The organism is Erwinia aeris (genome assembly GCF_041224955.1).
Taxonomy (GTDB): Bacteria; Pseudomonadota; Gammaproteobacteria; order Enterobacterales; family Enterobacteriaceae; genus Erwinia; species Erwinia aeris.
Genome location: NZ_JBGFFX010000015.1, coordinates 54,146 through 67,772, shown reverse-complemented (window position 1 = coordinate 67,772; position 13,627 = coordinate 54,146). Strand labels below are relative to the sequence as shown.

At 49.5% G+C, this 13,627-nt stretch carries 13 protein-coding genes and 1 pseudogene; 6 read left to right on the top strand and 8 right to left on the bottom strand.

The features are described from left to right. Window positions 1-34: 34 nt before the first annotated feature. The 7 genes from AB6T85_RS20315 to AB6T85_RS20285 all read right to left on the bottom strand — a co-directional run bounded on the left by AB6T85_RS20315 (window position 35) and on the right by AB6T85_RS20285 (window position 4,791). Entirely contained in the window at window positions 35-1,021 is a 987-nt protein-coding gene (locus AB6T85_RS20315; RefSeq protein ID WP_369896489.1) for an ArdC family protein, read from the bottom strand. A 135-nt stretch (window positions 1,022-1,156) separates the two neighbouring features. Continuing rightward, on the bottom strand, window positions 1,157-1,768 hold the full coding sequence (locus AB6T85_RS20310; protein WP_369896488.1) for a hypothetical protein: 612 nt from the start codon (window positions 1,766-1,768) through the stop codon (window positions 1,157-1,159). Between the two features lie 83 nt (window positions 1,769-1,851). After that, on the bottom strand, window positions 1,852-2,457 hold the full coding sequence (locus AB6T85_RS20305) for a hypothetical protein (RefSeq protein WP_369896487.1): 606 nt from the start codon (window positions 2,455-2,457) through the stop codon (window positions 1,852-1,854). 68 nt (window positions 2,458-2,525) lie between these two features. Beyond that, window positions 2,526-2,789, bottom strand: a complete 264-nt coding sequence (locus AB6T85_RS20300) for a hypothetical protein (protein ID WP_369896486.1) — start codon at window positions 2,787-2,789, stop codon at window positions 2,526-2,528. Between the two features lie 13 nt (window positions 2,790-2,802). Beyond that, a complete protein-coding gene (locus tag AB6T85_RS20295; RefSeq protein ID WP_369896485.1) occupies window positions 2,803-3,144 on the bottom strand; it encodes a hypothetical protein in 342 nt (113 codons plus the stop codon). Between the two features lie 98 nt (window positions 3,145-3,242). Continuing rightward, a complete protein-coding gene (locus tag AB6T85_RS20290) occupies window positions 3,243-3,590 on the bottom strand; it encodes a hypothetical protein (RefSeq protein ID WP_369896484.1) in 348 nt (115 codons plus the stop codon). 307 nt (window positions 3,591-3,897) lie between these two features. Beyond that, window positions 3,898-4,791, bottom strand: a complete 894-nt coding sequence (locus AB6T85_RS20285) for an integrase domain-containing protein (protein WP_369896483.1) — start codon at window positions 4,789-4,791, stop codon at window positions 3,898-3,900. A gap of 940 nt (window positions 4,792-5,731) precedes the next feature. On the opposite strand from AB6T85_RS20285, the gene AB6T85_RS20280 reads away from it, so the two are divergent. Next, a complete protein-coding gene (locus AB6T85_RS20280; protein ID WP_369896482.1) occupies window positions 5,732-6,514 on the top strand; it encodes a hypothetical protein in 783 nt (260 codons plus the stop codon). 1,631 nt (window positions 6,515-8,145) lie between these two features. On the opposite strand, the gene AB6T85_RS20275 is transcribed toward AB6T85_RS20280, so the two are convergent. Further along, complete coding sequence (locus tag AB6T85_RS20275; RefSeq protein WP_369896481.1) at window positions 8,146-8,832, bottom strand: replication initiation protein; 687 nt, start codon at window positions 8,830-8,832, stop codon at window positions 8,146-8,148. A 526-nt stretch (window positions 8,833-9,358) separates the two neighbouring features. Here AB6T85_RS20275 and AB6T85_RS20270 point away from each other — a divergent pair. The 5 genes and pseudogenes from AB6T85_RS20270 (at window position 9,359) to AB6T85_RS20250 (ending at window position 13,540) form a co-directional block, all read left to right on the top strand. Next, complete coding sequence (locus tag AB6T85_RS20270) at window positions 9,359-9,658, top strand: TrfB-related DNA-binding protein (RefSeq protein WP_369896480.1); 300 nt, start codon at window positions 9,359-9,361, stop codon at window positions 9,656-9,658. Window positions 9,659-9,673: 15 nt separating this feature from the next. After that, window positions 9,674-10,072 (top strand): S24 family peptidase, encoded by a 399-nt coding sequence (locus tag AB6T85_RS20265; protein WP_369896479.1) that lies wholly within the window; start codon window positions 9,674-9,676, stop codon window positions 10,070-10,072. A gap of 63 nt (window positions 10,073-10,135) precedes the next feature. Next, window positions 10,136-10,363: pseudogene (locus AB6T85_RS20260) on the top strand (Y-family DNA polymerase); the annotation flags it as partial. Window positions 10,364-10,436: 73 nt separating this feature from the next. Continuing rightward, complete coding sequence (locus tag AB6T85_RS20255; RefSeq protein WP_147194358.1) at window positions 10,437-11,423, top strand: tyrosine-type recombinase/integrase; 987 nt, start codon at window positions 10,437-10,439, stop codon at window positions 11,421-11,423. Beyond that, the gene (locus AB6T85_RS20250; protein WP_110412210.1) at window positions 11,423-13,540 is read left to right on the top strand and encodes a tyrosine-type recombinase/integrase; all 2,118 of its coding nucleotides are present in this window, start codon (window positions 11,423-11,425) and stop codon (window positions 13,538-13,540) included. The genes AB6T85_RS20255 and AB6T85_RS20250 overlap by 1 nt, the downstream gene beginning before the upstream one ends. The last annotated feature ends 87 nt before the right edge of the window (window positions 13,541-13,627 follow it).

Sequence of the window (13,627 nt, the reverse complement as noted above, 5' to 3'; positions counted from 1 at the left end):
CAGCGCGTTTATTTAACGCTGCCGGGTTAGTGTCTTACGCAGCTTTCGCCGCGCTGTCTGTTAATTGCAGTAAAAATTCAGAGGCTTCTCTTGCGTGCCGGCAGGCACGGAAAAGCGCCTTTTTGTCGGACTTCAACACCTCAAGCCACGATTTTATGTAGCTGTCGTGCTGAACTTCACCTAATACACCGAGCTGGGCGCACAGAAACGCGCTGCCCATCTCCGCTATCAGCTCTTCAAAGGCATAAACTGGATCGCCAAACTTCTTCGCTGGTTTGGTTATGCCTTCGCGGTTCAGACGTGACTCATGGCCGGTGGCATGTACCACTTCATGTAGCAGCGTGCTGAAGTAGTCAGCGTGGGTGAAAAACTGTTCAGCCGTTGGCATCAGTATCGAATCAGTGTGTCTGGCGTAACAGGCGCGGTTCTGCAATTTGAACTCCACCTTAACGCCCGCCATATGCACAATCTCACATATCCGTTTTTCCGTCGGCCAGTCGATCGTGCCGGGGTGTTCGGTTACAGGAGATTCATGCGGTATGGCAGCAACACTGTCCGGTAATCCGTCACACTGCTCGACGTTAAACAGGAAGTTAGACTTTATCATGGCCCGTGATTCCATCAGGGGCTTGCCCTCAGCATCGAACAGCTTGTTTCCACTGAGATCTTCAGCCTGCTTTTCAAAAGGCTTGAAGATTATGGCCTCTGATGAGGTTTCACCTTTGCGGACCTGACCACCCAGTTCCTGCGCCTGTCGATACGTTACCCAGCGATCGGTGCTGTACCCTCTTTCCTCGGCGGCCAGCCACAGTAGCAGTACGTTTATGCCGCTGTAAGGCCGACCCGTTAACGCGTTGACCGGCAACGGACCCGAAGCGGCACACCTGCCGACGGTACGCCACGGTTTTTTCCAGGGCGCCTCGCCGTTTTCCAGTGCCTCAACGATGCGGTCTGTCACCTTTTGGTACAGATCAACGCTCTCAGTTTTTTTAGTACGACGGTTTTTCGTTGGTTTAGTCATGGGATGCTCCTCAGGTAAAAAAAGGGCGCATCCCTCCCCTGATGGGCGAGAAATACGCCCGTCAGGGGGAAGTGATTAACGAACCGAAGAAATGATTTTTCCGCCGGCGGTTATGCTGTTAAGCCGCAACCTACATCAGTCGTCGTGCTGTTGGACAAGCCAGAGCTCGATACCTGATATTGCCTCCCACTCTTCAGTGGTGATCTGCTTACCGGGACCGGATGTTTTGACCAGCAACAGGTGTTCAACCGCGCCGGGTATAACGAACGATGCCGGAATGTCTTCAGGTGCTTTGGTAAACATGTCCATGTTCCACGCCAGCCATCGCTGCGCGAAACGCCAGCTCTGCGGACAGGAACTGGTTATGTGATAGCTGCCGGGGCATATGTTATGCAGAAGTACCAGTACGATGCGTACAAACAGATCCTGTCTGCATCGCTGGCTCTCCACTTTGCGATATGTCTGAAAATTATCCGAAAGCGTCTGCCTGAGATAGAACGGATTACAGCAGTAGCCCGCGCTGTCCTTATGGTTGAACGTTACCGAACCCTCTTCGTCAAACAGCTCTGAAGCGCGATTCATATCGAAACCCAGCTGCTTATAAGGCCGGAGCTGAGCGGGTAGAAGCCAAAAGGCTTCTTTAACCGCGTCGGTAAATCTGAACCACTGTTCAGAATTTATGGATGCTCCCTGCTCCAGCTGGTAAACGCCCGGAAAGGCCAGAGGATCGGTTGAGGTATGTGACATGGTAAATCTCCATTTCAGAGGGGATTTACCGCCCACAGGGAGGTAAATCCCCGTTGGGTTAAGTTAAAACGATCGCAGGATCATCATTTTCCGGTTTTAAGTTCTTCAAGTGCGAACTCAAGTTCTGAAACCAGTCCCCAGTCAGCCGACGTAAAGGGTCGTTCAGCGCCGGAAACGCTTCTGATAAGCAGTTCATCAGCTGCGCCGGTAATGAAACCTTCGGTGCTAAAGGGCTGAGGTGAACCACTGTCAGCGATCAGGTGGTGCCGTATTGCCCAGCGAACCGGTAGTGACCAACTGACGCCGCCTGCAGAGGACGTTATCTCAAAGCAGCCTTCACAATGTTGATAAAGGAGTATCAGTACGATGCGCGTGAAGAAATCTATGGGTTGCCCCTCAGTTTCAATACAAAATGCGATACTCAGATCCTGATTGAACATCACGCCTTTAGATACGTAATTTCCTTCATCTTTTCCTCCGAATGAAAATATTCGTGGAGAAGGAAACATCATAGAAGCGCGTTCCATACGCGCGCCATTTGTTGGCGAGCACGGGCGAAGATGTACCGGTAGCAGCCAGAATGCTTCAGTGACTGCCAGGGTAAAACTCTGCCACTGGCTCAGGGAGATCCATTCAATCTGCTTCACGTTATAGGTGACGTGCTGAGGCTGTACAGAAATAGGTGTCATGATAAATCCTCTTTAAAAGGGGATTTATCCTCCTGATGGGGAATAAATCCCCATAGGGTTAAGTCAGATTAGAGAGATTCTAATCGTGCAATTTCCAGCTCAATTGTTCGTATTGAGTACACCATCGCTGCACAGTTGGAATTGAGATAATGTCCCAAATCCATACCGTATTCGAGGGTGAACATAGCAACTTCTCTAGTGATCTGGACATCAACATCACGCTCATCTTCAAGCTCGACTAAACCAAGTTTTTTGTAAGCTAATGCCACGAGCATTTCGCTTTCAAAATCAGCTAAATTGAACAAATCTCTTATGTTGGTTGATAAGGCCATAATTCGCTTCTCCTCACTTGTAAGCATAACGCAGTGTTGCCATCTGGTTCGCCAGCTTTAGTGCAAAGCGGCGGGCCTGCCGGTACGAGCGGAACACTTCAGCAGGATGTTTCAGCGAACTAAAGCGATGATTGCCGTAAAAGGTGCCGGATCGTGTAAGTATGCCGGACGTCCATTTTCCGCAAGATAACTGATGAACCTGAACCTTAAAGCTCATTGAGCCGGCACGGTTTGTTATCCACTCCTCTTTCCTGTTCCTGGCTGCAATTCGATCCAACAGGGACAGAACGGCAGAGGAGGACAAAGAAAAAAGGCCTTTTATGGAAAGTGAAGTTGGTAATGAAAGGGAATACATGGTGTTTCTCCGGTTAAGAGGGAAACACCTGCCCTGTCGGGAAGATGTTTCCCGGTGGGCATTCGCAGAGCGAATGTATGGTTCAGAACTCTGTGCTGTTACTTCTGAGCGGTGAACACCCTGAAAGTCGCAGCGTCAGACGCAGCAAGCTGAGCGGCTTTCGCAGCAGCTTTATGTGTAAAATGCTTACCGTGCCGGCTGAAAATGAACTCATCACCTGGCTGGCCGTTGATCATCGTTCTTGCCATGACAATGGCGTGATAACGTTGATCGTCAAACCAGACACGGGCGCGAAATTCATAATGACCGGAAGGTGAAGCGAGCCACAATGTTCTCCTGAGTGCAGCCTTAAGGTCAGGACATTCAGATGCAACACGGGTTGCAACGGAAAGGGCCAGATCGAATGGCGTACGCAGCTCAGTCAGGAACGAGCGGATGATGGACATAGTTTCTCCAGAAAAATCGAGAAACATTAGCCCTGTCGGGAATGTTTACCCGAAGGACAAAGGCCGAAGCCGAATGGTTAAATGAACCTTCATCGCCAAGCAGTAGGAGCCGTAATTGACGATATCTGCTTCCAAAGGTGAGCAGATTTACCACACTGATGTGTTCTCCCTTTCAGGCTACAGGAGTGTTGTTTGCAGCTACCCGAAGGCGGTCATCTCAAGCTACGAGACCATTGGTGGTTGCCCGAAGACAACGTAAGAAACAGGTTAATAATAACGTTTATTGTACTTTTAGTTCAAGAGAATATTATTCATCATTGATCATGCGATTATAAACTCGGGCGACATATGCGCCCCGCCCGTCACCATGCCCGAGATCCATTGATACAAGCGCCTCAGCCTCCTTACGACTCATTCCATTTTCAACATGAAAATTAACAGCGTCACGGGAATAAGCATATCGCAGGCTGTGGGGGGAGTTAACGCCGGTCATACCATTTTCTCTCAGAACGTTATGAAAACGGTCAAGGGACTGGTGAAGAGTGGGCTTGTTAATCAGCTTTCCATTATTTTCGTTCGTATAAGAAATGGCCTGATTCAATAAGTACATAACTTTTTCTGGCTCAAAGATTGTGACGTCTCTTGCTCTTCCACCTTTTGATCCAAAAACAACGCTGATTTTATTTTCACCGGCAGCTAAATTTTGCTTCCATGTTTTCAATGATTTTGCTGACTGAACAACTTCTTCTGCACGAAGACCTATATATCTTGCAAGCTGGATACCGAGCGCAACCCCTTCATCTTTGAGCGAGACTGCAGCAACGACTTCGGCCAGCCTTTCATCAGTAATTGCAATCTTCTTTCCTTCCCTGCTCGCCCCTGAAATTTTCAACGCCTCGTTGCTTAACTTTTCATGTGAGGGATTAGCAAGGATATTTCTGCCTCCCTGTGAAAGCACTGAACGAATAGCGGCCATTTCATTCTGCAACGTTCGAGAAGAGATATTTTCTTCCTGCCGACTTCTTATGTAATTCTCGATGTGTTTTGTTTTAATATGACTTACGTCCCGAATCTGAATATTCAGGGTTGCCAGTCGCTCCGAAAAGCGGCTGGCAATCTTTGAACGATTTGAAACAGTTTTAAAACTTCCTCCGCCCTGACGTGCCAGTGTCACGAGTTGTTTACTTAGTTTATTGGACATATTCACCTCTGTCAGAATCCAGAACATTCAGCACGCACGTGCTGATCGTTCTGTCACTCTGCACGCTTACATCTCTTCCCCGACGGCATGGTTGCCTTTGCGCTTCATGCGGCTCAATTGGTATCTGTGCATCGGGGCGGCGAAATGTTGAGTTCTTGCGAGGCTTCCCCAGGTCTCTGACCTGTTTGCGGCTTTCGCCGTGCTGACGTGAGTCAGTCTGCCTCCGTACACCAGTTTCCTGATGTCGCCATCGATACCGAGTCGATCATTCTCCTTCTAGTTAAACGCCCCTGACGTTTCGTTCGTCAGCGCCGCGTTGTGGTTAATAAATAGCCAGAATTGTTCTGAAAACACGTACTACGTGCACGTCATATTGTACCGGCCTGTTGAAAACCGCACTGTACGTGGGTTTGGACGTTATGCGCTGCGCGCGTCACTTTGTTCTCGTTTCACTCGAACCAAAGTGACGCCGCGCAGCTTCATGCTCCTAATGCGTCTTCCGCAAGCGCCCAAATGTTCCAAATGGGCTTATGCGTCATAGCAAAAGTCGGATGCAGCTCAGGGCATATCCCTGAAAAGCTTCATAACGGAAGTGTGCGAAACAGCATAAGCTATGCCGTTCGTAAGATGCCTGGCGTCTGTAAAAGCCCTAGCTAAGATGTGTAAATAAACCTTCATCGCCGCGACATAGGTGCGCTGTTAATGACGATATCCGCTTCCAAAGGTGAGCAGATTTACCACGCTTTTGCGTTCTCCCTTGCAGGCTACGGGAGTGTTTTTGTAGCTACCCGAAGGCGATCCTCTCAAGCTAATGGACCATTGGTGGTCGTCAATGACGACTTACTTCACTTATGAGCTTAGCAATTTATTGAGGAACATGTCAAAATGATTTCATAATGATATCTTTAACCTAACAATATAAATTCATAAAGGTAAAACAATGGAATTTGACCTTGCTCAATTAAAAGATATGAAGACATGGCTGGCACCTTTAGTTACTTTAACTATAGGAATAAGTGGATTTATAATAACCACTCGCGCTCGAAAAAAGCGTTTCTCTAACGAGAGAATATCTACCCTCAAGGATATACAATCGCTCCCAGCATCTATTTCTAATGAAAAATATATAAAGGAAGCTGTAAGTAATGAAATGCGCCTCGCTGTATTACATGATTTAACAGGAATAAAGGAAAAAAAAGAAGCAGAAATTTTCCTCCAGATAGTTTCATCTACAAACTTAGAGGCAAAACAACTAATTTTGATCAAAAAGTCTTTATTGGCAATGTCATTAGCAAAGGATGAAAAAGAAGAAGTTATTATCGAAAATAAAAATGAAAATGAAAATGAAAATGAAAATGAAAATGTAGATACCAACCCAACAGATCAGACAGCGGTCAATCATAGACACACTGACATAGTAGTAAATACAGAACAACTGAAAGACTCGTCTTACCTTAAATGTACTTTGTTCACATTACTGATTGGAGCGATAGTATTCATGCTATACACTCTGATAAAAAACTTTGTAGATACTGACTATTTATCTGCTTCTTTATCTTCAATATTAAGCATTGTGGCGATTATTGTATTGGCTGTTATAGATACATGTTGGATCTGGCCTTGGCAGGTTAATAAAGTTAATGAGCTATCTAAAGTTATAAACGATTCAATACATGAAAAAACATCTAAAGAATTAGAAAAAATTGATTCCTATATTACATAAATTTATATCTTACTTACCTGCAAACATCACCTTATAAGCCATAAGCTGGCATTTAAATATGTCAGCTATATTTAGTAGGCGTGACAGCCCTTAACATGAGAAATAGCCATATTTATCTCATAGGGAAGCAGCGCAGCGCGCAATAATGTCCGAATAAAAAAACAACCATACATTTAGGATCGCTGGGCGCCGCAGCGGGTTCGCCGGTGCCCCATGTGGGAAATAGCCCTACTTCGCGTGCCGCCTGGTACCGCAGCGCGCGCGCCGGTGCTCCATGTGGGAAACAGCCCTACATTCCGGCCCGCCAAGCATCGCAGCGGGCGCGCCGGTGCTCCATGTGGGAAACAGCCCTACATTCCGGTCCGCCTGGCACCGCAGCGGGGCGCCAGCGCCCGGTATGGGAAACACCCCTACTTCGTGGCCCGCCCGGCGCCCGATGTGGGAAACGTCCCTACACTCCGCATCGTCAGGCACCGTAGCGGGCGTGCTGGCACCCGGTGTGCGTAACGGCCCTACACTCCGCATCTCCTGGCACCGTGGCGGGCGCGCCGGCACCTAGTGTGGGAAACAGCCCTACTTCGCCGGCTCCACATGTGGGAAACAACCCTAAATTCCGGGCCGCCTTGCTCTCCAAGTGGGAAAAAGCTCTATATTCCGGATCATCTGGCGTCGCAGCGGACGTGCAGCCGCCCCATGTGGGAAACAGCCCTACATCGCGGCCCGCCTGGCGTCGCAGCGGACGTGCAGCCGCCCCATATGGGAAACAGCCCTACATCGCGGCCCGCCTGGCGTCGCAGCGGACGTGTAGCCGCCCCATGTGGGAAACAGCCCTACATCGCGGCCCGCCTGGCGTCGTAGCGGACGTGCAGCCGCCCCATGTGGGAAACAGCCCTACATCGCGGCCGCCTGGCGTCGCAGCGGACACGCAGGGGCCCCATGTGGGAAACAGCCCTACATTCCGGCCGCCTGGCGCCGCAGCGGGTTCGCCGGTGCCCCATGTGGGAAACAGCCCTACATTCCGGCCGCCTGGCGCCGCAACGAGTTCGCCGATGCCCCATGTGGGAAACAGCCCTACATTCCGGCTGCCTGGCGCCGCAGCAGACGCGCAGTCGCCCCATGTGGGAAACAGCCCTACATTGCGGCCGCCTGGCGCCGCAGCGGGGGCGCCGGCACCCGAGGTGGGAAACAGCCCTACATCGCGGCCCGCCTGGCGCCGCAGCTGATGCACAGGCACCCGAGGTGGGAAACAGCCCTACATTCTGGGTTGCCTGGTGTCGCAGTGGGCGCGCCGGCACCCGGTGTGGGAAACAGCCCTACATCACGGGCCGGCTGGCGACGCAGCTGACGCGCCGGCATCCGGTGTGGGAAACAGCCCTACATTACGGGCCGCCTGGCGACGCAGCTGATGCGCGGGCACCTGATGTGGGAAACAGCCCTACATCGCGGGCCGGATGGTGCTGCAGCTGATGCGCAGGCACCTAGTATGGAAAACAACCCTAGTTAACAAAACATCTAGCGCTGCAGCTGGCATGTTGGTGCCATTATGGGGAACAGCCCTACTTTTTGAGCAGGACTTAATTAGTCAGGAGGAGAACAGAGTTAATGCATCAAGGCCAAGAATTAATGTTAACTCATTGTTTTTGATGAATATTAAATATCAACTTACCGTTAGAGTCAGCTTGATAAGATACGCGCAAAGGAGTTTTATCATTTATCTGCCTTAAAGCTGGCTCAAGGAACGTACGCTTAAGCTCTGCAAGATTTGCTTTCTGAGAGTCAGGTAACATGAACCTTTCAGATAACCAATCATGTGAAGTAACCCATATCTGAGAGCTTCTGAACTGACATAAGCTTTCATAAAGCCGAACGGTCCGTGGGTTCTTGAGACTTCCACAATCTCTTAAGGAATAGGTTGTGAATTGATTGCCAAGAACATATAGGTAAGGCAAAACTTTATGGTTAAACTCGATCTCCCATAAACCTTTACTCGATCTTCCGCCAGCTTCAGTCAGCCAAGGGCGCGCGATAACATCATGACGACCGCTTTTAGGATAAAAAATGATGGAAGAACGTGATAGTTCAAACACACCCTCTTTAACATCACGGCTTGCTTGGTTTCGGGTTACGTTGAAAATATCTTCATAATCCGAGACGGCAACGGTAAAAACAGGGTTAGCAGACTCGTCTTCATCTGTGAAATAAGTCTGCATAAGGCAGAGCCACAAAACCCGCTTTGCTTTCAAAGATAAATGATAAGCAGCCTCGGTTAGCTCGTTAGACTGTTTAACATTTATCTTTTTTTTCAGAGCGTTAGCCATATCCGTTGCCTTCTGTGGGTTAATTTATGACCCCCACAATACCAGTCAGTACACACAAGTCAACTAATTATTAACTTCAATGTGAACTAGGGCCGATTCCCATAACTAGTAGGGCTGTTTCCCATAACTAATAGGGTTGATTCCCATAAGATGTAGGGCTGATTCCCATATAAAGTAGGGGTAATTCCCAGAATTACCTCTTATTTCCTATTTAGATTCAATGGCTTAACTATCTCTAAAAAGCTTTAAAAAAGCTTTAAAATACCATTTAAAAAGCTTTTAAAATTTAGGGCTGTGGATAAGTGGATAAGTCACCTTGGCATTGAAACCGACGCCGCTTTGCTCTGTCGGTCAACCTCTCGGCAGCACAAAACAAGTTTTGTACTGCCGAGAGGTTTTCGCTAAAGGCCGTCTAGTGAAAACATTCAAGTACAGTTACTTTATACTTGTGTTGACCAGATTCAGCATTACACTTAGCCTTCAAAATATGTAGATACTTAGGTGAGTTATGGCGCAGAAAAGACAAATGACGCAACAGGAATGGGATCGACTTTCACCCATAATGTCTACTTTTGCACATATCACCACAGAAATTGGTTATGCGGTTCTGGTTAAAGGAGAACGGCAAGCTGATGTTGCTGTCCGTGTTGACCGTACAAAGCAAAACGTAGCGAATGCTGTAAAAAGGATCTGGGAGTTATACCAGCAATTTACTCTCAATGATGGCGAAGACTTAGAACTGGTTAATTTATGGCTTCCAAAAAAAGAAGCTGAGCGAGTCAAAGAGTTAGCATCTAAGTACGCAATAAATAAAGATAAATTATAGATATTGGAGGAGGCTATGGCATTTCAATCTCCTGCCACAAACTATGCTGAAAAGCGTATCGATTTCACAAATCTCGTTTCACTTTCACCCAACTCTGCGTACGTTTGGGAATGCACAAGCGATTATCCAGCATGCGGGATCTTAAAAGGATCTTTGCTTGCGGTAGATCGCAGCTTGAAACCTAAACATGGCAATTTAGTCATTGCAAGTGTGGATGATGAATTAGTAATCCGAAGGCTCATTCTAACGCCAGATCCAGCTCTACAGACCCTTACAGGTCAAAGTACGATCATTCCCATCAAAGAAGGCAATGAGTCGCCAATCTGGGGCGTTATAGCCTATGCATTGACTGACTTGGCTGGATTAGGTTTCTCTCAGATTGAGTCTGCAGCCATGGATCTACCAAACGAGTAACTTGCAAAGAAAGGTGGTTCGATAAATACTGTAATTATAAACAGTATGAATTTGAATCTAACTATGTTTGCACTTGCTGATGCCAATAACTTTTATGCCTCTTGTGAAACGATCTTCAGGCCAGATTTGCGCGGGAAACCCATCTGTGTGGTCTCAAACAATGACGGCTGCGTGATAGCCCGTTCCGCAGAAGCGAAGGCTTTAGGCATCAAGATGGGCGATCCACTTTTCAAAAATGAGCGTTTTTTCCGGGAGAAAGGTGTTCATATATTCTCCAGTAATTATGCTCTTTAGTAAGTTAAGTGGAATGCAACATTGAGTGAGTAAACTTTGAGCAGCGATATTGCTGTCAGAGGAGAACACGATGCTGATCCCACCGAATGAACAAAGCCTATTGCTGGCAGAGCGCTGGCTGAAACTGTTATCCGATCTCGGGCGGGCGCAGGGCACACTCACCGCCTACCGTAGCGCCCTTCATCATTACTTTTCGTTCTGCAGCGAGAACGAAATTGAACCTGAAAAAGCCCGGTTTGAAGACCTCGCCGCCTACATCCGCCCTCAGCTGCCTGGCATGCCTTACCCTGCGGCCAGTGCCACGCTCCAGCTGCGCCTGTCTGCTATCCGTCTCTGGTATGACTTTCTTGTTTATCAGGATATATGCAGTCTCAATCCGCTACCCCGCGCGGGTTTACCGGGTGCCATTTATACCGGGCGGGGGCTTGTCCCGCGTATCACCCGCTTACCTGTAATACCTGACAATGAACAATGGCTGAGATTTCTTAAACATGTTTCAGCTGCTTCCCTGCGGGACCGGCTGATGCTCGCACTGGCCTATTTTGGTGCACTCCGCCGTGCAGAGGTGACAGCCCTGACGCTTGAGGATATCGACCCTGCTCATCGCCTGATCCGTATCCGCCCGGAAACAACGAAAAGCCGGCGTGAAAGGGTTGTGTGCTATGGTCCGGACATTACGCCGGTACTGGCAAACCTTTTCCGGCAGCTGAAGCGGGCTGGCCGGACACAGGGGGCGTTGTTCCGTTCATTTTCTGATCGTAATTACGGCACTCCTCTTTCTGTGTGGAGCTGGAGTAAAACCGTGCGCAGATGGGCTCTGGATACGGGGCTTCCACAGATTACAACCCACACCTTTCGCCATCTTCGCCTGACCCATCTGGCTCGGGCCGGCTGGAAGCTGCATGAGCTGGCGACTTATGCTGGACACAGAGATCCGCGCACCACACAGATTTATATCCATCTGTCAGGGTCCGATCTGTCTGGCCGGATAACCGCAGCCGTAGCTGAAACCGACAGGAAAATCGCTGGCCTTATTTTTCAGGCGGGGGCTTACTGATGAGTGGAAAAAAAAACACAGTCACTTATATACCTTTCAAACGCACAGATTATCAGCTGAGCGATGCGCTGAGTCCTGAGGAAAAAGACGCGATACGTACAGGCTACCGGCGGTCTGCTGCGCTCGATCGGCCAGATTCCCTGCCATATTTGCTGCTGCCTCTGCAGGACATTGCCTCACGAAGCAGTATCAGTGTCAGACTTGCCAGAATTACCCTCCTTGCCGTTCTTGCAGAAACGCACCGGTCGGGTCAGCCCTGCTGGCAGTGGACGCAGGAAAGATGGTTAACGCTCTGTGAGCAACACTGTTCCGGCAGGCCCCTGCTTGCTGCTTTTGCCTTTCATCTCGGTCCGTTTTCTTCTCCGCTCAGCCTGCCAGTGCATGGCGCACCGTCGTTGTACGCCAGTGCTATATATGGCCGGAGTATTGTCAGTCATGAAATTAACCGGCTGACAGACGTTCTGATCTCAATGGGATATGCCGGGCAGAATCAGAAGCACAATATGTCCGGTATGCTGGGTGTACTGATGCTGATGAACAACGACCCGCGTCTTGAAACTTTTACGACAGACCTCCTGTGGCGGGGGCAGAACTGCCACGACCGGGGAATCGCAAGAGCTACGGGGAAAATATCCTGTGCGCTTGCTGCTATGGGAATTATAGAGAGCCCCCTGAGAATGCGTAACTATCAGGAATGGCATGAAAAGCCAACACAAGGTATCGCACCTGACTGGGCGCGGTGGTGCCGGATGTGGCGGGAAACGTCGGTACTCCGCCCCCGCTCCAGAGAAACTCAGTACAGTTTTATTCTCCGCTGTGGCCTGTGGCTTGCCCGGGAAAAGCCGGAAATATGCGAGCCCTCTGACTGGACAATGGAAACCTGCGCCAGCTTTATTGCAATGGTCGGCAGACTGAAAGTAGACGAGCTGTCACTGGATACAAAGAAAGGGGGCAGACAATCAAAACGCTCAGGAGAACCCCTGATGCCGCATTCCCGCAGCCGGTTTGTTTATGCCATTCGCCGTTTTATGCTTGATTATGAAAGCTGGGGATGGGGGCGATTAAAGTTCAGTCCGGCCCGCCATCTGTCCACGCCTGATACACCGCTGTTTCGTCAGGGCGTGAGCCCCCGCGTTATTGATGATCCGGTCTGGCTCAGACTGGTCTGGGCGAGTCTGAACCTGCGTCAGGAAGATTTGCTGAGCGAAATTCATTATCCCCTGTCTATGCTTCAGGCTATGGCGGTTATCTGGACGCATGCCGGGCTGCGACAGAACGAGCTGTTGCGCCTGACAATGAACTGCGTTACCCCACAGGTGGATGACATTCTGCAGGAAAACAGCAGCCCTGTCCCGGCCGGTACTCTGTGCTATCTCAGCGTACCAGCCGGCAAAACGTCTAAAGCTTTTGTTAAGCCAGTCTCGTCTGTTGTGAAAAAATATGTCGATATCTGGCTCAGTGAGCGTCCTCAGGAGCAGGCAGCATTTACGGATGAACGCACCGGTGAAAAAGTTCGTTATCTGTTTCAGAACCGGGGTAAACCGGTGGGAAGAAACATAATAAATCTCACTGTCATTCCGCTTCTCTGCGCCAGAGCGGGTATGTCTGTGGAAGATTCACGCGGTCCCATTACCAGCCACCGCGGCCGTGCTTCTGCCGTTACAGCACTGGCCAGTGTTGCCGGGGGGATGTCTTTACATGAGCTGATGCAGTGGTCCGGCCATTCATCCCCACAGTCAACCCTGCATTATATTCGTATACGTCCGACTCAGCTGGCCGCTTCGTTCGTCAAAGCCGACAGGGTCTCTCATATGATAAGCGTGCTGATTGACCACGATCCGGAAGCCGCCAGTCTGACCGGACCCGCGACGTACTATGATCTGGGTGACTCATACTGCACGAACCCTTTCTGGAGCAGCTGTCAGCACCGGATGGCCTGCATCGGCTGCGATTTTAACCTGCTTAAAGACAGCGCGCGCGGGCTGATAATGGAGAGTAAAGCATCCATCCGGCGTTACCTCGAAGAGGTTCCGCTCACTCCCGATGAGAGATCCATACTGGAGCAGGATGCTGAAAAGGTTGAGCGGGTTCTTACAAGACTGGATCCACAATCCTGACGGATCAGATGCTTACAATGTCCGGCCTGAGGGTGTCAGCGCAGAGTCAGTACAGACGACCGAACGTCGTATCTGATATAAATCTGA

What these genes read in the sequence shown, in the direction of transcription:
- AB6T85_RS20315 (WP_369896489.1), bottom strand. Translation starts at nt 1,021, where the DNA reads ATGACTAAACCAACGAAAAACCGTCGTACTAAAAAAACTGAGAGCGTT.
- AB6T85_RS20310 (WP_369896488.1), bottom strand. Translation starts at nt 1,768, where the DNA reads ATGTCACATACCTCAACCGATCCTCTGGCCTTTCCGGGCGTTTACCAG.
- AB6T85_RS20305 (WP_369896487.1), bottom strand. Translation starts at nt 2,457, where the DNA reads ATGACACCTATTTCTGTACAGCCTCAGCACGTCACCTATAACGTGAAG.
- AB6T85_RS20300 (WP_369896486.1), bottom strand. Translation starts at nt 2,789, where the DNA reads ATGGCCTTATCAACCAACATAAGAGATTTGTTCAATTTAGCTGATTTT.
- AB6T85_RS20295 (WP_369896485.1), bottom strand. Translation starts at nt 3,144, where the DNA reads ATGTATTCCCTTTCATTACCAACTTCACTTTCCATAAAAGGCCTTTTT.
- AB6T85_RS20290 (WP_369896484.1), bottom strand. Translation starts at nt 3,590, where the DNA reads ATGTCCATCATCCGCTCGTTCCTGACTGAGCTGCGTACGCCATTCGAT.
- AB6T85_RS20285 (WP_369896483.1), bottom strand. Translation starts at nt 4,791, where the DNA reads ATGTCCAATAAACTAAGTAAACAACTCGTGACACTGGCACGTCAGGGC.
- AB6T85_RS20280 (WP_369896482.1), top strand. Translation starts at nt 5,732, where the DNA reads ATGGAATTTGACCTTGCTCAATTAAAAGATATGAAGACATGGCTGGCA.
- AB6T85_RS20275 (WP_369896481.1), bottom strand. Translation starts at nt 8,832, where the DNA reads ATGGCTAACGCTCTGAAAAAAAAGATAAATGTTAAACAGTCTAACGAG.
- AB6T85_RS20270 (WP_369896480.1), top strand. Translation starts at nt 9,359, where the DNA reads ATGACGCAACAGGAATGGGATCGACTTTCACCCATAATGTCTACTTTT.
- AB6T85_RS20265 (WP_369896479.1), top strand. Translation starts at nt 9,674, where the DNA reads ATGGCATTTCAATCTCCTGCCACAAACTATGCTGAAAAGCGTATCGAT.
- AB6T85_RS20255 (WP_147194358.1), top strand. Translation starts at nt 10,437, where the DNA reads ATGCTGATCCCACCGAATGAACAAAGCCTATTGCTGGCAGAGCGCTGG.
- AB6T85_RS20250 (WP_110412210.1), top strand. Translation starts at nt 11,423, where the DNA reads ATGAGTGGAAAAAAAAACACAGTCACTTATATACCTTTCAAACGCACA.